22 protein-coding genes and 2 tRNA genes are annotated in these 22,271 nt (G+C 38.3%); 4 read left to right on the top strand and 20 right to left on the bottom strand.

Going from position 1 to position 22,271, the window contains the following annotated elements; translation table 11 throughout:
* Positions 1-38: 38 nt before the first annotated feature.
* From rpoB to tamL, 16 genes are all read right to left on the bottom strand, one after another.
* Entirely contained in the window at positions 39-3,848 is a 3,810-nt protein-coding gene (rpoB, locus tag G0Q07_RS17470) for a DNA-directed RNA polymerase subunit beta (protein WP_163348362.1), read from the bottom strand.
* Between the two features lie 103 nt (positions 3,849-3,951).
* Positions 3,952-4,329 (bottom strand): 50S ribosomal protein L7/L12, encoded by a 378-nt coding sequence (gene rplL, locus G0Q07_RS17475; protein WP_163348363.1) that lies wholly within the window; start codon positions 4,327-4,329, stop codon positions 3,952-3,954.
* A gap of 33 nt (positions 4,330-4,362) precedes the next feature.
* Positions 4,363-4,881 (bottom strand): 50S ribosomal protein L10, encoded by a 519-nt coding sequence (gene rplJ, locus G0Q07_RS17480; RefSeq protein ID WP_163348364.1) that lies wholly within the window; start codon positions 4,879-4,881, stop codon positions 4,363-4,365.
* 12 nt (positions 4,882-4,893) lie between these two features.
* Positions 4,894-5,589, bottom strand: coding sequence for a 50S ribosomal protein L1 (gene rplA / locus G0Q07_RS17485; RefSeq protein ID WP_163348365.1), 696 nt, complete (start codon positions 5,587-5,589; stop codon positions 4,894-4,896).
* Between the two features lie 14 nt (positions 5,590-5,603).
* The gene (rplK, locus tag G0Q07_RS17490) at positions 5,604-6,047 is read right to left on the bottom strand and encodes a 50S ribosomal protein L11 (protein WP_163348366.1); all 444 of its coding nucleotides are present in this window, start codon (positions 6,045-6,047) and stop codon (positions 5,604-5,606) included.
* A gap of 20 nt (positions 6,048-6,067) precedes the next feature.
* A complete protein-coding gene (nusG, locus tag G0Q07_RS17495; RefSeq protein ID WP_163348367.1) occupies positions 6,068-6,616 on the bottom strand; it encodes a transcription termination/antitermination protein NusG in 549 nt (182 codons plus the stop codon).
* A 19-nt stretch (positions 6,617-6,635) separates the two neighbouring features.
* Positions 6,636-6,827 (bottom strand): preprotein translocase subunit SecE, encoded by a 192-nt coding sequence (gene secE, locus G0Q07_RS17500; RefSeq protein WP_163348368.1) that lies wholly within the window; start codon positions 6,825-6,827, stop codon positions 6,636-6,638.
* Positions 6,828-6,962: 135 nt separating this feature from the next.
* Positions 6,963-8,147 carry an elongation factor Tu gene (gene tuf, locus G0Q07_RS17505; protein WP_163348369.1) on the bottom strand — a complete coding sequence of 395 codons (1,185 nt, stop codon included), beginning with the start codon at positions 8,145-8,147 and terminating at the stop codon, positions 6,963-6,965.
* Positions 8,148-8,186: 39 nt separating this feature from the next.
* Positions 8,187-8,258: transfer RNA gene (locus G0Q07_RS17510), tRNA-Thr, on the bottom strand.
* Between the two features lie 65 nt (positions 8,259-8,323).
* Positions 8,324-8,396: transfer RNA gene (locus G0Q07_RS17515), tRNA-Gly, on the bottom strand.
* Positions 8,397-8,655: 259 nt separating this feature from the next.
* Positions 8,656-8,958, bottom strand: coding sequence for a ribosome hibernation-promoting factor, HPF/YfiA family (hpf, locus tag G0Q07_RS17520; protein ID WP_163348370.1), 303 nt, complete (start codon positions 8,956-8,958; stop codon positions 8,656-8,658).
* Between the two features lie 2 nt (positions 8,959-8,960).
* Positions 8,961-9,857, bottom strand: coding sequence for a tyrosine-type recombinase/integrase (locus tag G0Q07_RS17525; RefSeq protein WP_163348371.1), 897 nt, complete (start codon positions 9,855-9,857; stop codon positions 8,961-8,963).
* A gap of 43 nt (positions 9,858-9,900) precedes the next feature.
* Positions 9,901-10,092, bottom strand: a complete 192-nt coding sequence (gene rpsU / locus G0Q07_RS17530; protein ID WP_038556031.1) for a 30S ribosomal protein S21 — start codon at positions 10,090-10,092, stop codon at positions 9,901-9,903.
* Positions 10,093-10,208: 116 nt separating this feature from the next.
* The gene (locus G0Q07_RS17535) at positions 10,209-11,318 is read right to left on the bottom strand and encodes a helix-hairpin-helix domain-containing protein (protein WP_163348372.1); all 1,110 of its coding nucleotides are present in this window, start codon (positions 11,316-11,318) and stop codon (positions 10,209-10,211) included.
* 104 nt (positions 11,319-11,422) lie between these two features.
* Complete coding sequence (locus G0Q07_RS17540; RefSeq protein WP_163348373.1) at positions 11,423-12,799, bottom strand: sodium-dependent transporter; 1,377 nt, start codon at positions 12,797-12,799, stop codon at positions 11,423-11,425.
* A 140-nt stretch (positions 12,800-12,939) separates the two neighbouring features.
* Positions 12,940-15,285 carry a translocation and assembly module lipoprotein TamL gene (gene tamL, locus G0Q07_RS17545; protein ID WP_163348374.1) on the bottom strand — a complete coding sequence of 782 codons (2,346 nt, stop codon included), beginning with the start codon at positions 15,283-15,285 and terminating at the stop codon, positions 12,940-12,942.
* A gap of 92 nt (positions 15,286-15,377) precedes the next feature.
* On the opposite strand from tamL, the gene G0Q07_RS17550 reads away from it, so the two are divergent.
* Positions 15,378-16,148: an RNA methyltransferase gene (locus G0Q07_RS17550; protein WP_163348375.1), complete on the top strand. Its 771-nt coding sequence runs from the start codon at positions 15,378-15,380 to the stop codon at positions 16,146-16,148.
* Here the strand turns inward: G0Q07_RS17550 and porT are convergent.
* The 3 genes from porT to G0Q07_RS17565 are packed head-to-tail and all read right to left on the bottom strand — an operon-like array spanning position 16,136 to position 18,719.
* Positions 16,136-16,888, bottom strand: a complete 753-nt coding sequence (gene porT, locus G0Q07_RS17555) for a type IX secretion/gliding motility protein PorT/SprT (RefSeq protein WP_163348376.1) — start codon at positions 16,886-16,888, stop codon at positions 16,136-16,138. The genes G0Q07_RS17550 and porT overlap by 13 nt on opposite strands.
* A gap of 59 nt (positions 16,889-16,947) precedes the next feature.
* Positions 16,948-17,679 (bottom strand): bifunctional demethylmenaquinone methyltransferase/2-methoxy-6-polyprenyl-1,4-benzoquinol methylase UbiE, encoded by a 732-nt coding sequence (gene ubiE / locus G0Q07_RS17560; protein WP_163348377.1) that lies wholly within the window; start codon positions 17,677-17,679, stop codon positions 16,948-16,950.
* Entirely contained in the window at positions 17,679-18,719 is a 1,041-nt protein-coding gene (locus G0Q07_RS17565) for an AIR synthase-related protein (protein WP_163348378.1), read from the bottom strand. Before G0Q07_RS17565 ends, ubiE begins: the two co-directional genes overlap by 1 nt.
* Positions 18,720-18,963: 244 nt before the next feature.
* On the opposite strand from G0Q07_RS17565, the gene G0Q07_RS17570 reads away from it, so the two are divergent.
* The 3 genes from G0Q07_RS17570 to G0Q07_RS17580 are packed head-to-tail and all read left to right on the top strand — an operon-like array spanning position 18,964 to position 21,463.
* Positions 18,964-19,674, top strand: coding sequence for a glycosyltransferase (locus G0Q07_RS17570; protein WP_163348379.1), 711 nt, complete (start codon positions 18,964-18,966; stop codon positions 19,672-19,674).
* Positions 19,675-20,736: a sensor histidine kinase gene (locus G0Q07_RS17575; protein ID WP_163348380.1), complete on the top strand. Its 1,062-nt coding sequence runs from the start codon at positions 19,675-19,677 to the stop codon at positions 20,734-20,736. It begins immediately after the preceding gene.
* Positions 20,726-21,463, top strand: a complete 738-nt coding sequence (locus G0Q07_RS17580) for a LytR/AlgR family response regulator transcription factor (protein WP_163348381.1) — start codon at positions 20,726-20,728, stop codon at positions 21,461-21,463. The genes G0Q07_RS17575 and G0Q07_RS17580 overlap by 11 nt, the downstream gene beginning before the upstream one ends.
* Here the strand turns inward: G0Q07_RS17580 and G0Q07_RS17585 are convergent.
* A complete protein-coding gene (locus G0Q07_RS17585; RefSeq protein ID WP_163348382.1) occupies positions 21,445-22,185 on the bottom strand; it encodes a nitroreductase family protein in 741 nt (246 codons plus the stop codon). The genes G0Q07_RS17580 and G0Q07_RS17585 overlap by 19 nt on opposite strands.
* Positions 22,186-22,271: the final 86 nt, after the last annotated feature.

Consider the following 22,271-nt stretch of genomic DNA (forward strand, 5'->3'; position numbering starts at 1 on the left):
CAAATTAACTATCAAATTAAAACTGCACCTAACTTATTCTACTCCATTCTAACGCTCAGACCAAGTCCGCGTAGTTCGTGAAGTAGTACATTCAGCGACTCCGGAATTCCTGGTTGTGGCATCGGCTCACCTTTCACAATCGATTCGTAAGCTTTTGCTCTTCCCATTACGTCGTCTGACTTAACGGTAAGAATTTCCTGAAGTATATGTGAAGCACCAAATGCTTCGAGTGCCCAAACTTCCATTTCACCAAAACGCTGACCACCAAACTGTGCTTTACCACCTAATGGCTGCTGCGTAATTAATGAGTAAGGTCCGATTGAACGTGCGTGCATTTTGTCTTCAACCATGTGGCCCAGTTTCATCATGTAAATAATACCAACTGTTGCAGGCTGGTCGAATGGCTCACCGGTTTCACCGTTTACCAGGCGGGTTTCTCCAAAACGTGGAATTCCTGCCTTATCGGTGTACTCCGAAATCTCATCCAAACTTGCACCATCAAAAATCGGTGTTGCAAATTTCAAACCAAGCTCTTTACCAGCCCATCCAAGTACAGTTTCGTAAATCTGCCCAAGGTTCATTCGTGATGGTACACCAAGTGGGTTCAATACAATATCAACTGGTGTTCCGTCGGCAAGGAATGGCATATCTTCTGCACGTACCACACGCGAAACAATACCTTTGTTACCGTGTCGACCTGCCATTTTATCACCAATTTGCAGTTTACGCTTTTTAGCAATATAAATTTTTGCCAACTGAATAATACCTGCAGGAAGCTCATCACCGATAGTTACGTTGTAACGCTCGCGACGTGAAACGGCTTCTGCTTCTTTCTGCTTCATAATGTAGTTGTTCACCAATCTGAAAATCAAATCATTTTTGGCTTTATCAGTGGTCCATTTTGAAGGATCGATATTCACATAATCCAGTTCTTGTAATTGCTTCAGTGTAAACTTAACACCTTTTGGAATAAACTCTGTTCCGTAATAGTCTTTTACTCCTTGCGAAGTTTTACCATTTACCAAATTAAAAAGCTTATCCTCAAGTTTTACGCGAAGTACTGCAATTTCCTTTTCCAGTTTCTCATCGATCTGGTCGAGCAATGTTTTTGTTGCTTTACCTTTTTTGTCTTTCGCTACACGCGAGAACAATTTTTTGTCGATTACAACACCTTTTAGTGAAGGAGATGCTTTTAGTGATGCATCTTTAACATCACCTGCTTTATCACCAAAGATTGCACGTAGCAGTTTTTCTTCCGGAGAAGGATCAGATTCTCCTTTTGGAGTAATCTTTCCGATAAGGATATCGCCAGGTTTAACATCGGCTCCAACCCTAATCAGTCCATTCTCATCAAGATTTCTTGTTGCTTCTTCGCTAACGTTAGGAATATCCGAAGTAAATTCTTCAACTCCACGTTTAGTATCACGCACTTCCAAAGTGTATTCATCAACATGTACTGATGTGAAAACATCTTCGCGAACAATACGCTCCGAGATTACAATTGCATCCTCGTAGTTATATCCCTGCCATGGCATAAATGCCACTTGCAGGTTTCGTCCAAGAGCCAGCTCGCCTTTGTCGGTTGCATATCCTTCTGTAAGAATCTCATCTTTAAATACGCGCTGACCTTTAACTACAATTGGTTTCAAGTCAACTGTAGTACCTTGGTTCGTTTTAGTATATTTTTGCAGATTATATGTTACAACCTCCGGTTCGAAGCTCACAAAGCGATCTTCTTCCGTCATATCGTAACGAACGATAATCTGTTTCGCATCAACAAATTCAATAACACCATCAGATATGGCACATACCATAACTTCCGAGTCTTTAGCAACACCGCCTTCCAGACCGGTACCTACAACAGGTGCTTCAGGACGGAGCAGTGGTACAGCCTGGCGCATCATGTTCGATCCCATCAACGCCCGGTTTGCATCATCGTGCTCAAGGAACGAAATAAGTGATGCTGCAACAGAAGCAATCTGGTTGGGGCCAACGTCCATCAGCTCAACCTCTCCGGCCTCAACAACAGGATAGTCACCATCCAAACGTGCTTTTACACGTTCGTTAACGAATTTCCCATCCTCCGCAATTGGCGCATTCGCCTGTGCAATAATTTTACCTTCTTCCTCTTCGGCAGTAAGGTAAACAGCACCAGTTTCAGAAAGATCAACAACTCCTTCCGATACTTTTCGGTATGGTGTTGAGATAAATCCGAGATCGTTAATTTTTGCGAAAACACATAAAGAAGAAATCAAACCAATGTTTGGTCCTTCAGGTGTTTCAATAGGACATAAACGACCGTAGTGTGTAAAGTGAACGTCACGAACCTCGAAACCTGCCCGTTCGCGCGAGAGACCACCAGGACCTAAAGCTGACATACGACGTTTGTGTGTCATTTCTGCCAGTGGGTTGGTTTGATCCATAAACTGCGACAATGCATTTGTTCCGAAGAAGGAGTTGATTACCGAAGATAAAGTTTTCGAGTTAATCAAATCAATCGGAGTAAACACTTCATTATCGCGAACATTCATGCGTTCGCGAATAGTACGTGCCATACGCGCTAAACCTACACCAAACTGGTTGTACATTTGCTCGCCTACTGTACGTACCCTACGGTTACTTAAGTGGTCAATATCATCAACATCGGTTTTTGAGTTTACCAACTGAATCAGATTCTTGATAATCTCAATGATGTCGACTTTTGTTAGTACACGGTTTTCCGTGTCCAGATCAATTCCTAATTTTTTATTGATTCTGTAACGACCAACTTCTCCAAGGTCGTATCTCTTATCCGAGAAGAACAGTTTATCAATAACGTCGCGAGCAGTCGCTTCATCGGGCGGTTCTGCGTTACGCAACTGACGGTAGATATGAAGAACAGCTTCTTTTTCCGAGTTACATGGATCTTTTTGAAGCGTGTTGTAAATAATAGCAAAGTCTTGCTGGTTTTGATCTTCTTTATGTAACAGAATGGTTTTTACACCCGATTCAAGAATTTCTTCAATATGACTTTCTTCAATGTCTGTTTCACGATCAATAATTACTTCGTTACGCTCGATCGATACAACTTCACCGGTATCTTCATCAACAAAATCTTCAACCCACGATTTCAATACACGGGCTGCTAGTTTTCTACCTATTACTTTCTTTAAACCTGACTTAGAAACTTTTACTTCGTCTGCCAGATCGAATATTTCCAGTACATCTTTATCGCTTTCGTAGCCAATAGCACGCAATAATGTGGTTACAGGTAATTTCTTTTTCCTGTCGATGTATGCAAACATCACACTGTTGATGTCGGTAGCAAATTCAATCCACGATCCTTTAAAAGGAATGACACGTGCTGAATATAGTTTTGTACCGTTGGCATGTAAACTTTGACCAAAGAATACACCCGGAGATCTGTGCAACTGAGAAACGATAACCCGCTCGGCACCATTTATAATAAAGGTACCTCTGTCGGTCATGTATGGCACAGTTCCTAAATATACATCCTGAATCACGGTGTCAAAATCTTCGTGTTCCGGATCGGTACAATAGAGTTTCAATTTTGCTTTTAGCGGTACGCTAAAAGTTAAACCACGTTCTATACACTCGTCTATAGAGTATCGAGGAGGATCGACCTGATAGTCGATAAATTCCAATACGAAATTATTTCGAGTATCCGAAATTGGAAAATTTTCTTCAAAAACTCTGTATAAACCCTCGATTTTCCTTTTGTCAGGCGTGGTTTTTAACTGAAAAAAATCTTTAAATGATTTAACTTGTACTTCCAAGAAGTCAGGGTAATCAAACCTGGTTTGTGTTGAGGAAAAATTAATCCTCTCTTTTTTTGCTTGTACTGACATGCATTTATACAGGTTAATTATATAAAAGATAAATACACAAAAAGGTTTAGAACCCAACTTCCGATGGGTTCTAAACCATATAACCTAAATCTTAGGTATTTGCTTATTTTACTTCAACTTCTGCTCCAGCTTCTTCTAGCTGTGCTTTTAAAGCTTCTGCTTCGTCTTTCGAAACTTTTTCTTTAAGCGCTTTTGGAGCTTCATCGACAACTGCTTTGGCTTCTTTCAGACCAAGACCAGTTAGTTCTTTAACGAGTTTAACAACTGCCAGCTTAGAGCCTCCTGCAGCTTTTAAAACTACGTCAAATTCAGTTTGTTCAGCAGCGGCTTCTTCGCCACCACCTGCAGCCGGACCTGCAACTGCTACTGCAGCAGCAGCTGGTTCAATACCATATTCGTCTTTTAGAATACCAGCTAATTCGTTAACCTCTTTAACAGTCAAGTTTACCAACTCTTCTGCAAGCTGTTTTAAATCTGCCATTTTTATTTCTTTTTAAATATTATTTCAAAAAAATTATTCTTTCGCTTTCAGTGTATCAAGAACACCGTGAATTGTATTACCACCAGATTCTAACTGTCCGAGAACAGTTTTCATTGGTGATTGTAACAGGGCAACAACATCAGCAATAAGCTCGTTTTTAGATTTAACGGCAATTAATGCCTCCAATTGGTCAGCTCCCATATAAATTGACTCTTCAACATAAGCAGCCTTTAATACAGGCTTTTTGTGCTTTTTAGCGAAGTCTTTAATCAATTTAGCCGGTGCATTACCGTTTGAAGAAAACATTACTGTGGTGTTTCCCTTAAGCGCATCAAAAATCTCTTCAGTCTCTTTAGCAGAGTTCTCAAGAGCTTTTCGTAGTAGAGTATTCTTAACAACAACCAGTTTTACATCTTGGCTGAAACATAGTCTCCTTAAATCGCTGGTATTTTCAGCATTTAAGCCTTGTATGTCCGTCAGGTAAAAATGCTCGTATGAATCTATCTGTTCTTGTAACTGATTAATAATAACTTGTTTCTCTGAACTCTTCATAATTCCTCATTTTTATTCTGCAAACGACTTAGCTTCTACTTGAATACCAGGGCTCATGGTACTTGATAAATAGATACTCTTAATGTAGGTTCCTTTCGCAGCAACAGGTTTAAGTTTGTTTATCGTGTTGAGAAACTCTAAGGCATTGTCTTTAATCTTATCAGCCGAGAAAGATACTTTCCCGATTGTAGTATGAACAATACCAAATTTATCAACTTTAAAATCAATCTTACCTTGTTTTACTTCGGCGATAGCTTTTCCAACTTCCATAGTTACCGTACCACTTTTGGGGTTTGGCATTAAACCACGAGGACCTAAAATACGTCCTAACTGCCCAACTTTTCCCATAACGGGAGGCATAGTGATAACTACATCAACATCAGTCCAACCACCTTTTATTTTCTCAACGTAATCGTCGAGTCCTACATAGTCGGCTCCGGCATCTTTGGCTTCCTGCTCTTTGTCAGGAGTAACCATTGCCAAAACGCGTACCTCTTTACCTGTCCCATGGGGTAACGAAACTACGCCCCTAACCATCTGGTTAGCTTTTCTAGGATCAACTCCAAGCCTTACATCGATATCAATCGATGCATCAAATTTGGTAAATGTAATTTCTTTCACCAGCTTCGATGCTTCTTCGATAGAGTAAGCTTTTCCTTTTTCGAGTTTATCCAAAGACGCTTTTTGATTTTTCGTAATTCTGCCCATCGTAAAAGATATTTTTAGTTATTGAATGGTGAAGCACCTTTAACAGTGATTCCCATACTTCTGGCAGTTCCAGCTACCATTTTCATCGCAGACTCAACTGTAAAACAGTTCAGGTCAGACATTTTGCCTTCGGCAATTTGTTTTACCTGTTCCCAGTTTACCGAACCCACTTTATTAATGTGAGGCTCTGGTGAACCACTTTTCAGTTTTGCCGCTTCCAATAATTGAACCGCCACAGGAGGTTGTTTGATTATGAAGTCAAAAGACTTGTCTGCATAAACAGTTATAATAACAGGAAGTACTTTCCCTGCCTGGTCTTGTGTACGACCATTAAACTGCTTACAGAACTGCATAATATTTACTCCTTTGGCACCCAATGCTGGTCCCACCGGTGGTGAAGGATTAGCCGCACCACCTTTAATCTGTAATTTAATTAATCCAGCAACTTCTTTCGCCATAACAATAAATTAAAGCGTTACTATTCCTTTTCAACTTGCATAAAGCTAAGTTCTAAAGGAGTTTTACGTCCAAAAATCTTCACCATCACCTGCAGCTTTTTCTTCTCCTCATTGATTTCTTCAATGGTTCCGTTAAAGCCGTTGAATGGTCCGTCGATTACTTTTACAGTTTCTCCTACCACAAATGGGATATTGAGTTCTTCGTCGGTTTCTGCTAATTCATCCACACGACCTAAAATCCTGTTTACCTCGCTCTGCCGCATCGGCACCGGATCTCCACCTTTGGTGTCGCCTAAGAATCCGATTACGTTAGGAAAATTCCTTAGTGTGTGTGTAACTTCACCCACTAAAGCAGCTTCGATTAAAACATATCCCGGGAAAAAGTTTCGTTCCTTACTGATTTTTTTACCATTTCGGATCTGATAAACTTTTTCGGTTGGTATTAAAACCTGATCTACATACCCTTTGAGGTCTCCTACCGCGATTTCGTTCTCGATATATTCTTTAACCTTCTTCTCTTTGCCACCAATAGCACGTAGAACATACCATTTTTTACTATTTTCGCTCATATAGCCTTAAGGGTTTTGATTAATAAAATAATCCATAAATAAAATCCATTATGTTTCTGAATGTCAGATCCATAACGAAGATAACTAATGATATTATAAAGGAAGCAATCATTACTACCAAGGCGCTACTTTGTAGCTCTTTCCAAGTAGGCCATGTAACTTTATGCACAAGCTCGTCATAGGCCTCTTGTAAATATATTTTTAGTTTCATTCTAATGTAACTTATTTAGCTCGGAAGGTAAGATTCGAACTTACTGTTTATCCAACCACCCCATTTACGAGTTTCAACCGAAAATAATCCCGGGCCGGAACCCGGGATTAATTCTAATTTCCTTATATCTTAAAATTAAAGAATTTCAGTTACCTGACCAGCACCTACGGTACGTCCTCCTTCGCGAATTGCGAAACGAAGACCTACGTTTAATGCTACCGGGTAAATCAAATCTACTTCAATAGTAACGTTATCGCCAGGCATAACCATTTCGCGACCTTCTTCCAGGTGAATCTCACCAGTTACGTCTAATGTACGTAAGTAGAATTGAGGACGGTATTTGTTATGGAATGGAGTGTGACGTCCACCTTCTTCTTTTTTCAATACGTAAACCTCAGCTTTGAATTTGTTGTGAGGAGTGATTGAACCAGGTTTTGCCAAAATCTGTCCGCGTTTAATTTCTTTCTTGTCTACACCACGCAACAACAAACCTACGTTGTCACCTGCCATACCGTCGTCCAAAATCTTACGAAACATCTCAACACCAGTACAAACTGTCTTACGACCTTCAGCTCCAAGACCGATCAACTGCATCTCGTCACCTGTGTGAATAACACCAGTTTCGATACGACCTGTAGCAACAGTACCACGACCTGTAATTGAGAATACGTCCTCAACAGGCATCAAGAATGGTTTATCAACATCACGTGGAGGAAGTGGAATCCAAGTATCGCAAGCGTCCATCAATTCCAGAATTTTTTCTTCCCATTCTGGCTCACCGTTCAATCCACCAAGAGCAGAACCTTGTACAACAGGTGTGTTATCACCGTCGAATTCGTAGAAGTCTAACAACTCGCGAATTTCCATTTCTACAAGCTCTAATAACTCTTCATCGTCAACCATATCCACTTTGTTCATGAATACAACCAAACGAGGAACGTTTACCTGACGTGCAAGAAGGATGTGCTCGCGAGTCTGTGGCATAGGACCATCAGTAGCCGCAACAACGATAATAGCACCGTCCATCTGGGCAGCACCAGTTACCATATTCTTCACGTAGTCAGCGTGACCAGGACAGTCAACGTGTGCATAGTGACGCGTAGCTGTTTCATACTCAACGTGAGCCGTGTTAATTGTAATACCCCTTTCTTTCTCCTCAGGAGCGTTGTCAATTTGATCAAATGCTTTTATTTCACAAAAGCCTTTTTTTGCTAAAACTGTAGTAATAGCGGCTGTCAAGGTAGTTTTACCATGATCAACGTGGCCAATAGTACCAATGTTTACATGGTCCTTGTCCCTGTTAAAATGTTCTTTAGCCATAATTGCAAAATTTTAATTTATTATCTTTTAAATCATCTGAGCCAAAGACGAGAATTGAACTCGTGACCTCATCCTTACCAAGGATGCGCTCTACCCCTGAGCTACTCCGGCCTAAAACACACAAAGAGACGGGAATTATGAACAATTACTTATTCAAAATTCCAATCTCTGTTCTGAGCGGGAAACGGGACTCAAACCCGCGACCCTTAGCTTGGAAGGCTAATGCTCTATCAACTGAGCTATTCCCGCTTATTGTCTACTGGCAAAATGCCGTGCAAAATTACAACTTTTTCCCAAACAACCGAATATTTTTCTCTACTCGTGCGCTTTTTTTTTGATTTTCTCAATTTACTTTTTGCAAAGTTAAAAATCAAATAATCATTTCTAAAGCTTCACATCTCTGCAAAGCATTACGTTTTCAGCTGTCTTCAGAACGCCCCTAAAAAGGGTGTGCAAATGTAAAAATATTATTTTAAAAAACTAAAGGTTATAGTATAATTTTTAAATATTATTTACTCTTGAGTTTTTCCTTGTATTTAACAAGCTGTTTCTTAATCGCATCAATGGCTAAATCTGTTGCTTCTTCAAATGTATCTGCTTGCTTTTTGGCGAACAAATAATCTTGTGAAGGAATGGAAAGTTTTAACTCAGAAACTTTATTTTTTGCTGCTTCCGGCTTGGCAACCTTCAAGATCACCTCCACCTTTAGTATGCCATCAAAAAAAGTATCCAGTTTATTTACTTTTTTGTTTACGAATTCCACCAACTTTTGGTCGGCGTTAAAATGCACTGAATTAATTTTCACTTCCATAATTAATCATTTTTACCACCACGAGGGTGGGCTTGTTTATAACTTTGTTGCAGCTTCTCGAAGGTTGTATGCGTATACACCTGAGTTGCTGCCAAATTTGCATGTCCCAGCAATTCTTTTACTGCATTAAGATCAGCACCATTATTCAACAAATGGGTTGCATAAGTGTGCCTCAAAACATGCGGACTTTTCTTTTCAAGGGAAGTCACCCTGGACAAATTATTTTTTACAACACGGTAAACTAGCTTTTCGTAGATCTGCTTTCCTTTTTCCGTTACAAATAAATAGCCATTATTGTTTACGATTTCTTCATTTCTAACTTTTACGTAATCATTAAACAATTGGTTAATTTCTCTTGGATATGGAATAATCCTTTCCTTATTTCTTTTCCCAAGTACTTTTATTAAATACTCGACCGTGTTAAAATCCTGATCTTTTAGGTTCATTAACTCGGCCAAACGAATACCGGTTCCATAAAACAAAGAAATGATCAACTTATCTCGCTTCCCTCTGAATCCTTTATCAAAAAGATCATCATCCAATAAGTGATTCAGATTATTTTCTTCAACGAAATTTGGTAGCTTCTTCCTAATTTTTGGAAGCGGAACATTTACAGCCGGATTACTATCGACAATCTGCTCGCGGAGCAAATAGTTATAGAACGACTTAACCGCCGTTACCATTCTGCTTACCGACCGCGGACTATAATCGTTCTCCATTAAGAACACCACCCAAGAACGCAATAGTTTTAAATCAACATCATTAACAATAAAATCCCCGACCATTTTTGTGCAAAATTCCACAAACCGATCGAGGTCTTTTTTATATGCTTTCACCGTATGAGGAGAATATCTCTTCTCATACTTCAAAAAATTGATAAACGATTCCTGATAACTCATTGGCCATCTAAAACTAATAATTCAGGAATCACCAAAGAAAACTTTAGTCTTCCTGTTGCTGCAAACCTTGTACGTATGCTGCCTTTTTCAATTCTTCCCTTCTTCTTACAGAAGGCTTAGTGAACTTCTGACGATCACGTAACTCTTTAATAACGCCAGTTTTCTCGAATTTTCTCTTGAACCTTTTTAAAGCTCTTTCAATATTTTCGCCTTCTTTTACCGGAATAATAATCATATCTTTCGGAATTTCATTTTAAAAATTGAGGCGCAAATTTAGAAATAATTCATAGTATTTCAAATTTAAAGTAAAAAAATAATATTTCCTATCGCGAAAAAATAGTTTTCATATTTTTAACGGCAGGTAACATATGGCCTTATTTTTTCAACAAACTCGGCATCAACAGATTCAAGCTTCTCTAAATCGCTTAAATTTTCTATCGGTCCGTTTTTATCCTTTTCATTTAGTATTGTGTTTACGTTTGCTTTATCAAAATATGGATGTCTGATCATTTCTGCATATTCGGCAAAGTTAATCCTTATCGGTTTTATGGTCGCAGTATCAATCGTAATTGATGGTTGAATGGCAGAAAACATTTCTTCCGTAAATCCATAAACTTCCATTAATTGATTGGCACTACAGAAGCCACCAAGCAAATTACGGTATTTTATAATCCTTGATGCGAATACAGAGCCTATTCCTTTGAGTTTAATAAGATCTGAAGTATCCGCACTATTTAATTCAACCATTATTAGTTCTTCCGAGAACACCTTTTCAGCCTCCACCATTGCATTAATCTTCACATAAGGAGAAATACCCTTATAGGTGGCCGAGTCGAGCCCATATATCTTTAAAAGATCCTCTGCCTGTTTATAACTTCCACCGCTATTTCGATACGACACAATATTATTGGCCTGAAAAGAATTTAGACCAAGATCTTCCAGTTCCTTTTTGCTGGCTGTATTCGGATCGAAAAATCCAGTAGGTTGCTTTTCTTCTATTTTTTGGACCGTTTTTGATTGTGCTTTTGTTATGGGTTTTGGAATATCAATAAAAGGCGCAATTTGCTCAAATACCGAATCACTCATTCCGTAGAGCTTCTGCAAATCATTTTTTGATTTGAAACCTCCTCCGGCTGCACGATACCTGATCAGGTTACGCTTAATTTGCTGGGGTAAATCCAATGAATCAAGCGCGCTCTCCCCTATAGTATTGGGATTAAAACTAAAAAGACTTAATGACTTTTCCGGCCCATTTTCTTTCGCTTGTAAAACTGCATTCCATTGCGCTTGTATCTCATCAAATTGTTCCTGAGTGTAATAGGGTTCAGGACTTGTTCTTTTGATAAAAACGTTACCCCCCACCAATATAAGCATCAATATTGATAATATAAGTATTCCTACACGGTCACCTCTGGAGTAGGAAAGAAATCCATTTTTTATTTTGAGCCAGATTTTTCTCATCGCATTCAGGAAAATTAATGAGTATGCTAATTTATACTATTGGGCTCATTAAATCAACTTAAAATACGACAACTTAAACTGTTCTTTTTACCTTTTATATTGTCTTATCCCGTCAATCCTTCCATAAACAACGCAGCCACAGCAATAATTCCGATGGCAATTGGTGCAATGAAACGAATAATAAAGAACACAATCGTAAACATAACTGAAACCAATTGCCCTTTATTGCTAATCTCTTCCATGAAGGCAATTTTTCTCATTCGCCATCCTACAAATACAACAATTAGTAGTGCACCAAATGTTAGCATAATATTTGCCGAGGCATAGTTTAATAGACCGAAGATAGTATATCCGAAAATTTGAAAATCTGCGAGAGGGCCAAAAGACATTGTTGCCAAAACACCTAAAATACTAATGGATATTGAACCAATAAGCGTGGCTTTACCACGTGAGAATTTTAGTTCTTCTTTTAAATAGGCAACAACAACCTCAAGTACTGAAATAGTTGATGTTAATGCAGCAACACTTAGCAGAAAAAAGAAGATGATTGAAAATATTATACCGCCGGGCATTGACTTAAAAACATTAGGCAAAACTTCAAAAACTAATCCCGGACCAGGCGACATCTGATCAATTGTTCCTGCTGAGAAGGCGAAAATTGCGGGTATTACCATCAAACTTGACAGAATAGCGATGCTGGTATCGGCTAAGGCCACCTGTGCTGAAGTTTTTAACAGGTTATTATCTTTTCGTATATATGAACCGTAGGTAACAAGTGTTCCCATGCCAATACTTAACGAAAAAGCCGCCTGCCCCAACGCCATTAGAACAGTTTTAAAATTGACCGCACTCCAGTCGGGAACGAAAAGGTATTTTACTCCTTCGCCTGCACCCGGTAACGATATCGAACGAATTACCACAAATATGATCAGAACCAGTAAAACTGGCATTAATATTTTCGTAAACTTCTCAATTCCTTTCTTAATTCCGGCATAAACAACAAATGCAGTTAGCAACATAAAAACCAGTTGCCAGATTATCGGACGATATGGATGTGTGCTAAAATCAGCAAAATTCTTTTCCATATCTTGTGTATGCAACAATTTTCCGGAAATAGCCTGAACCAGGTATTCGAGTGTCCAACCGGCAACCGTGCTGTAAAATGCCAAAATAGCAAAAGCCGTAAGTATGCCTAAAAAACCAACCAAATACCAAGGTGTTCCGGGTGCAAGTTTTTTAAAAGAACCAAATACATTAAGTTGGGCTCGTCTTCCTATTGTAAATTCTGAAAGCATAACCGGAATACCGATAAAAAGAATAAACCCAATATAAAGCAGCAAAAACGCACCTCCGCCATTTTGAGTAGTTACCAGCGGGAACCGCCATATATTTCCTAAGCCAACAGCCGAACCGGCCGCAGCGGCTATTACACCAAACTTTGAACTAAATGAATCGCGGTTACCCGAAGGAAGATTTGACATATAAATTAATATTTTGAGAGCTGAATGCTCCTTTAACTAACAATCTGTAAAAATTTCAGCCTCAAAAATGCAAAAAAAATATACATAACAAGCACACCCAACAAAAAAACGAGTCAGAATTACTTTTATTAGCAAAAGATTTAGAATGGATATCCAATAGCAAAAGAAAAAGTAAAGTCGTCTCCTTTATATCCTCGGTTGCCAATAATCCATCGTTCTCCTTTATTTGCTGCCGGATCACGAAGTTTCATCCCAATATCAGTACGCAAAATAAAATAAGATAAATCGAAACGGAAACCGGTACCTGTACCAACAGCAAACTGCCTGTAAAACTTATTCACTTTAAACACCGCCCCCTCCCTGTTATCACTGCTATTTATTGCCCAAATGTTTCCGGCATCTACAAACAGGGCGCCTTCGAGCGAACCTAACAAACGAAAACGATACTCGAGATTCGCCTCCAATTTAATATCGGAAGATTGGTTTGGATAAGCATTCTCATTTTCAGGCTGGTATGTACCCGGCCCCAATGAGCGAACTTGCCACGCCCTGATCCCATTTGCACCTCCGGCAAAATATTGCTTCTCAAAAGGCAAAAAGGGCGAATTTCCATACGGGAATCCAACTCCTGCAAATAATCTGCCTACTACATAATTATATCGATCAATCTGAAACGCTTTCCTCAATTCCACATCGGCTTTAACATACTGGGCAAAACGAACATCAAAGACTTTGTAATACTCAGAGGTTTCCTGAGTAACAGAATCTTGCCTATACGTAAGATCCCTTCCGGCTAGTTCTGATAATGCCCAAAGTAAATTTCCCGACGACTCGACGTTCAGTCTTGCGTAGGTATAATTTCTATTTGACGTAAGCCGCTGATTATTAAAAATCAGGGAGTAGTTCATTGCAAAGATCAAGTGATCGGTAAAACTACTTTTGATATAAAGATCCTGGATCGAATTAATAAATTCAGGATCGAATTCGTACAAACGAACCACATTTACATCTAGAAAATTCCAAAGATGCTGGTAATTTTGTGATGTTTTCCAGTCGTAACCAAATTTAAAGTTTGTAATGGTGCGCGTGTATTCCGGCCGGCGCTGGTAATTATAACCGGCAGTAAAAACGGTTTTTGGTAAATATCTTCCAAAACTTCTAATGTATTTAGCTGGTCCCAGCAGTTTAGGCACCATCAGGCTCGACTCAATACCAAACTCACGTGTATTAAAAGCCTCTGAACCTCCCGGAACTTTTCGGTGAAGCCTTTCGGTTGCACCTTTTAATCTTAACTGAAACACTTCTGCGCCTTTAAATAAATTTCGGTGCTGATAATAGATATTACCTGCTACACCAAGATTCCCGGAAGTATTTGTCCCTTCAATATCAAACGAAGTTGATTGCTTGTTTAAAGGCGCCAAACGAATATTGCAATTTAGCAAATTTGAGTCTTGTTCCGGGTAAGCCTCTTCAAACTGAATATCTACAAACCGAAACTGACGTAATCGGTTCAGCGCATTAAAGGTATTTTCAACTTCAGTAATATTATAAAGATCGCCACTCTGCATTTGGTTTGTCCGGATAAAAAGCCCCGGCGGATATGAAATCTGATCGTTGGCGTAAAGTATTGAGTTATCCCAGAACAGTGTATCCGAGAAATTAAAGGCTTGTTCGCGGCCAGCAGTTACCGGAGTATTTCCGGGCATAACCGAATAGTAAAAGTTATTGAGGTAATAAGGCTTCAATAATCTCAAACTATCCACCTGGCTCGCCCGGTTTTCCCCAATAAAAAGATCGAGAATTACCTGTTTGTCGTACAATGTAGAATCGGCAAGATAACGCACCTGGTTATTGGAGAAATAATAGTAGCCATTGTTTTGGTATAGTTTAACGATTCTTTTCTGTTGTTTTTCCAGTTCATATATATCGAACGGGCTGCCGGCCCGCAACTGGTATTTGGCCGAATCGTTAAAAAAAATGGTTTGCAGCTCCGGCGTTTCGAAATGGTAGTTAACTTTTCGAATTTTATACTGATCGCCAGATTCAACCGAGAATTTGAGTTTTACCTTTTGCTTCTTTTCATTGAGCTTAACGTCCTGGTTAATTTTTGCCTGATAATAGCCACGTTGACCCATGTATCGCTCCAATTGCTCGGCCGAACGTTCGGCCATAACCTGATCGTATAATTGCGGTGGTTCACCAATTCGTTTTAGCCAATCGTCAGTCTTCTTCTTCGACGACATATTATACAACAACAAGTAGAATTTTATAAAGCCCAGAATCTTATAGTTTTCTTTTTGTCGCAAAACGGATTTGGCTTCTTCCCTGCTCACATCCGGATTGTCAATCTCGAGCTCCACTTTTTGCAGCAAGTACTCTTGCTCCGGAACAAAACGAGTTTGCGAACACGACGCAAGCAACATTGCTGATAAAACAAATATCCACTTGTAGCTTCCTATTTTTTGTCTGTAATACTTCTCTACCAAATCCTACAATTTTAATCAACAAAAATAACCAAGTGTTTTTTTAGAAACAGTAACTTTACCTCAAATATTATATGAATTCAGTTCAAAAATAAATGATTGCTAAAAGTACAATAAAACTTATTAATTCGCTGGCTTTAAAAAAATACCGCACGAAAGAAAACCTTTTTCTTATTGAAGGTGATAAAATGGTAAAAGAGGCGTTGGATTCAGACCTAAATATCAAGCTATTAATTGTCACAAGTCAATTCTTAGACAGGTATCAAATTTCACAATATAATACTGATAGAATTGTTGAAACCGATGCCAATGAACTGAAAAAAGTGAGTCTTCTTCAGCATCCGCAAAACAGTTTGGCAGTTTGTCAAATTCCTAAAAAACCAGTCTTCTCGGATAAACTACCCGATGGTTTATCCATCTATCTCGACGGGATTCAGGATCCGGGCAATATGGGAACAATTGTAAGAATTTGCGACTGGTACGGTATTCAACATATTTTCTGTTCGTCCGACTGTGTTGATCTTTACAATCCAAAAGTAATACAGGCTAGCATGGGATCGTTCAACCGCATTATACGGCATGAATGCCCTTTTGAGAAACTTGCCGGTTTAGCACAGAAATCCGAAACACCACTTTTCGGTGCCTTTATGAGTGGAGACAACATTTACGAGCAACAACTGCCACAGCAAGCCGTTCTTGTAATGGGAAACGAAGGAAACGGAATCAGGCCAGCAGTTGAAAACCAAATTACCAACAAGCTTAGTATTCCAAATTTTTCTCAGAATAAAGTTAAAGCTGAATCGTTAAATGTTTCGGTTGCAACGGCAATAATTTGCTCCGAGTTCAAACGTGCTTATTCAAAATGAAATGAAAGTGTAAATATCTTTGATCGTAGATTTTTAATCGACTGTGCGTAATACAAACGTTGTGTTGGCGCCGGAAGATCACCTAACTGGTCGTTCAAACCAAAACTGAACTTGGCTTCCACCGAGAATCTGAAAAACGCAAAATAATGATCCCAGCCACCACCAACTTCGGCGTAAAGACCTCCGTTCTTCAATTTTATCAAATCCTCTTGCGCAGTTCTTGAAATATCATGACGATAAGCACCACCAAAAATCACATAAGGGCGGTCGTTATTAATACGTCGGGCCTTGTATTTTAGTAGTAACGGAAAATCAAGAAAGGTGGAACGAATAGTATAAAACGAAAGATCTTCCTCGTAAACATTTATATCTTTTACCGGCTTATTAAAAGTCAACTGCCGTTCGCCAAACGATAAACCCGGCAGAAATCGAAGGTTAAAATCCTTTGAAAGCCTCATACTGGTAATAATACCAACTGTAAATCCAGGTATTAAAGTGGCAACATCAGAACGAATATCAGTATCCCAAATAATACCATCAAGCGGATAAGGCTGAAAGTCGGGGTTCTCTCCAATCGGGTTGAAATTTACCACATTAAAGTCGAGGGTATTCATCCCAATGGTAAACCCAAAATGAAAAAGCTTATCATCAAAAGTTGTGAGGTAGTTAATTTTTTGCTTCTGGGCAAATACACTACAACTTACAATGAGGAATATGATAGCGATTAAAACTTTCTTCACCTTCTTACTATTGCTTTTATGAAAAACAAAAAAACGAATAATTTATTGTTTGTTCTGTTTTATTTGTTGGGTTTATGTGCCTTGTAAATTGAGGCGATTCCAAAAGTCTGCCGATAGCATTCATTCTGAACAAAACCAACATCGGCTAAAATAGTCAAAAATCTGTCACCATCCGGAAATTCATTTACCGATTCGGGCAAATAAGTATAAGCTCTACTGTCTTTCGATACCATCCTGCCTATCAATGGTAATATGCGTGTAAAATAAAACAGGTAAATCTGTTTGAATGGAAAACTTACCGGTTTCGAGAATTCGAGAACGAAAAACACGCCCCCCGGTTTTAATATGCGCTGAATTTCGGCAAGCCCTTTTTTAAGGTTCTCGAAATTACGAACGCCAAAACCAACAATGGCGGCATCAAAAGCACCGTCATCGAAAGGCAAGTTTTCCGAATCGGCTTTTTGAAACCGGATTTTATCTTCCAGTTTTTTTGCCTTTATTTTTTCCCGTCCAACATTCAACATGCCTTCTGAGATATCGATGCCTGTAACTTTTACGTTGTCAAGCTTTAACGCGGCAATAGCAAAATCTCCGGTACCCGTGGCAATATCCAGAATATTCTCAGGCTGATAAGGTTTCAGTTTATTAATGGTTTTTCTTCGCCATATTTTATCAATATTCAATGATAATACGTGGTTCAGAAAATCATAACGCGGCGAGATATTATTGAACATCTCCTCCACCTGCCCTTTCTTGGATTGTTTTGATTGTTTATAAGGAAGGGCTGCCATTAAGATCCAACGGTCATTTTGTCAATATATCCTAACGACTGATCGTCAATTCTGATCTCTCCTTTGGTAACATGGCCCAAGGTAAAGAAAGGCACATTTATTTCCGACATAGCGTCGACAAAATCATCCTCTTTATCAGGATTTACACCGACAATTAATCGGCCCATGGCTTCTCCAAAAAGGAAGGCATCGTTTCTGGTTTCGGCATCAGTAGTAATATCGAATCCCAATTCATTAGGAATTGCAGCACGTAGCAAAGTAAAGAAAAGTCCTCCTTTTCCTACCGGACTGGCACTTTCTACCAATTTCTTCTCCAGAAGTGTTTTAATTGCTTTTTGCACTGCAATTTCGTCCTCTATGTTAAAAGCCGGTAGTGGTGATTCTGATATGCCATGATAAAACTCGAGATACTCCGATGAATTTATATCATCAAGTGATCGGCCAATCACAAAAATGTGATTCCCTTTGCTTTTAAAGCTATGTGTAATTAATCGCTCGTCCTCCGGAACCTGAGCCATAATACTTATAATTATTGTTGGTGGTACCGGTCCGTGTTCCGAGAAATGATCAAATCGAATTTTACGATCAGAAATCTTTAGACCAAACTTTGCGGCAGCATTTTCAAGTCCTTTTTTTGCACCCGATGCAATAAACTGTCCGTTAGGATCGGCAAAATCAATGTGATATAAAAATGCACTTACAGCAAAAGGGTTAGCACCAAAACACAACATTTTACGGGTTGCCCGCGATATTAAAATTTCTGTTGCTTTTTGCGGATCGCTTACCAAATGATGATGAAAAGCATGCGTACTCATTGCCATTCGGGTACCGTTTCCATCTAATTCAAAAATACCTATTTCATCCGTCTCGCTTTCACCAATTGATTCCGGAGAAATTCCCTGATCACTAAAATCATTAAAATAATTTATGGTGGATAAATTTGGATTTACCATTAAGGAAAACACAATCTCCTCCAGCTTTTCGGGTTCAGGAATCAGGTCGATCGAGAACTCTTTTTCAGTTTGAACAGCATCACTCATACAGCATTTCTTTTCTTGTTAACCTTAAGCAAAGGTAATTAAGTAGCCGATTCTACCATAAATATTGAAGTATTTTTTATTGCAGGCATCCCTTTGAATACAGATGATATAGAATTTTTGATTCATAAGTTTGAAGAACTTACTAAAGGAGAGTAAAATTAGCTGGTGCTGCACTTTCAAAAGCCTTTTATCGTTACTTACCCGACGATAATTTAATTAACTTTGCATTTCAATTTAAACAACAATGTCAGAAGCTATTGTAATTACTCCGGTTAAAGATTCATTACAAACAACAAAACGCACAATAAATGCCGTAATGGAGGCTGGTGGTAATTTTTCGTATTATGTATTTAATGATTTTAGCCAACCTGAAACCAAACGTTACCTGGACTCAGCTGCCAAAAATCTCGGATTTAATGTCGTGCACCTGGAGGAGATAACCGATACACCATCGCCCAATTACAAAATTGTTCTTCAAAAATCTCAACAACTTGCTTTGGAGGCAGGAATACCTTTAATTATAATTGAATCAGATGTAGTAATAAAAAAGGATACTATCCAGTTGTTATTAGATGCAATGAAAGCTGAGCAGAAGCCGGGGTTAGTTGGGGCTATTACTATTGATGAAAAAGGAGATTACAATTTCCCGTATAATTTTGAAAAAACTAAAAGCGATGCTGTTATCGACACCTCGCATAGCCTAAGTTTTTGTTGTACACTTATTACGGTGCCTTTTCTCGAAAAGTTTAACTTTAAGGAATTAGCAAAAGATAAAGATTGGTTTGATGTTTTTATTAGCCGCCAATCAAAAAAAATTGGTTTTAACAACTATCTCGCAAAAGGCGTTAGAGTTTTGCATCTGCCACATTCAAGCAGGCCCTGGAAAAACCTTAAATACAAAAATCCGGTACTTTATTATTTAAAAAAGATATTTTTAAAGCGAGATCGAATTTAAATGCAAAAACACTTGCTAAATAAACGTTACAAAATTATCGGGCACATTCTTTTTTGGATGGCCAGCGTTGTTTTTTTGTGTTTTATCTTTTTTATTTACAGCCGCGAATTTGATTTTACAACTATTGCAAAATCAGTTGTTATAAATGCCGGATTTGCAATAGGTGTCTACTTCAATCTAAATATTCTAATCTCCCGGTTTCTTATCCGGAAACAATACATTTATTACATTTTTTGGCTGGTTGTTTTGATCTCACTCAGCAGTTTGTTTATTCAGTTATTAATTGTTTATCCACTACGTCAATTCCTTGAGGTTTCGGAGCAATTACAATCACTTAGCACCGAAACACATTCGGCCTTTTTCTTTGCAACACTCTTTTATATTGGTATAACCACATTTTTAAAACTGTTTAAAGATTGGCTGTCGCTACAAGATTTAAACTACAAACTGGCCAAAACCGAAAAAGAGAAACTCGAAGCAGAGCTAAAATCATTAAAAGGTCAGTTAAATCCGCACTTTCTATTTAATTCACTTAATAACATCTATTCATTGTCGCTTATAAAATCGGAAAAAGTTCCTGATTTGATTTTGCGTCTTTCCGATCTGATGCGACACATTATATACGAATCGAAAGACAACTTTATCAGTTTGAGAAAAGAGCTGGAGTTTGTGGATAATTTTGTTGCACTTCAGCGAATACGGGTTGCCGAAAATACGATTATTAATTACGAGAAGCCACAAATAACCAGCTCCGCGCACATTGCTCCATTATTATTTGAGCCTTTTATTGACAATGCCTTTAAGCACGGTTTACCCGGAACCGAGAACGACTATATAAACATGTCCTTCAAGATAGACGGCGATTGGTTAAATTTTGATCTTGAAAATAATTTTGCGGAACCGGAAAATTTTGACAGAAAAAATTCGGGTATTGGAATCTCCAATGTAAAACAACGACTTAAACATCTCTACCATACTAAAGATTATCAACTTGAAGTAAAAGAAGAGAATTATACCTATTCAGTTCACTTAAGACTTAAACTTAGAGACAATGGCAATTAAAGCACTAATAATCGACGATGAACCCCTTGCTCAAAATGTGATCAAACAATATGCGCTAAAAATACCTTCTCTCGATATTGTTGGCGCATGTAACGACGCGATTTGTGCTCAGGAGTTTTTACATAAAACCGACGTTGATCTGCTTTTCCTTGATATTAATATGCCAAAACTTTCAGGCATTTCGTTTCTTAAAAATTTAAACAAAGATGTACTGGTAATTTTTACTACAGCATACTCTGAATATGCACTTGAAGGTTATGAGCTTAACGCCATAGATTATTTAAAGAAACCATTTTCATTTGAACGTTTTTTTAAAGCTTTTGTAAAAGCCGAAGAGCTTTATCATTTAAAAAACAAAGCAGAGAGTTCATCGGAGAATGATATTGATACAGATTTTCTGTTTATTAAATCCAATAAAAAATCAGTTAGAATAAATTTTAACGATATATTGTATATCGAAGGTTTAGGTGATTATATAAAAATACATGTTCGCGATAATAGATTCGTGACTAATTTATCAATGAAAAAGATACATTCCTTACTGCCACAAGACCGTTTTTACCGCACACATAAATCATTTATCATTTCTGTAGATAAAATTGATACACTTGAAGGGAACATGGTTTCTATTAACGGCGAGAAACTACCGATTGGCAACAGCTACCGTCAGGACTTTTTGCTTACATTAATAAATATACTGCCGATTAATCAGACAAAAAATTCCTGATCTCTTAGCGTATTCATCATCTTTTCGGAGAAAAACTCATTATCATCCTTTTTATAACGCACATCGGTAAAAACCTGCGCTAAGGTTTGTTTATTGTTTTCGGCTACAAATTTATTTGATGACTCCAGACTTTCTTTAAAGGCATATAATTCATCGATTTGTGCCTTATCATAGTCTTTATATACTTCATCGTGGATAATCCCTTTTAATGGGATCCTGTCGGTTAATTCAGGCCTCTCCTCCGGATAGCCCAAGGCCACTGTGGTTACAGGAAAAGTTAGTTGGGGTAATTCAAGTAGTTCAATATGTTCCTTTGCATTGTATGCCGTAGTACCCAAATAACAAATGCCCAATCCGTTATTCTCGGCAGCTACACAAACATTCTGTGCGGCTAGCGAGGTATCAATTAGTGCATTTGTAAACGAGATTAAATTGTTGTAACCGGGTTGGGCTTCGTTGAATAGACACCACTTCGAAAAACGATTAAAATCGGCTACAAAAGTGAGCAAAACTGGTGCATTTTTAGCCACAGGCTGATTAAAATGCAATGGCAGTAGTTTCTCTTTCCTCTTACTATCTTTTGTAATGATGACACTATACAACTGCATATTGCCGGTTGTAGAGGCTCTTGTGCCTGAATATATGATACTTTTTAGTAAATCCGGGTCAACTACCTTATCAGAAAAATTTCTAATTGATACATGCTTATTTAATAACTCCATAGCAACTGCTTCATTTAAATATTTACGAGCTTATAAAAGTATTGAAAATAAAAAAGGGAAGCTAATAGCTTCCCCTTTCTAATCAA

Origin of the sequence: Draconibacterium halophilum (assembly GCF_010448835.1) — a bacterium.
Taxonomy (GTDB): domain Bacteria; phylum Bacteroidota; class Bacteroidia; order Bacteroidales; family Prolixibacteraceae; genus Draconibacterium; species Draconibacterium halophilum.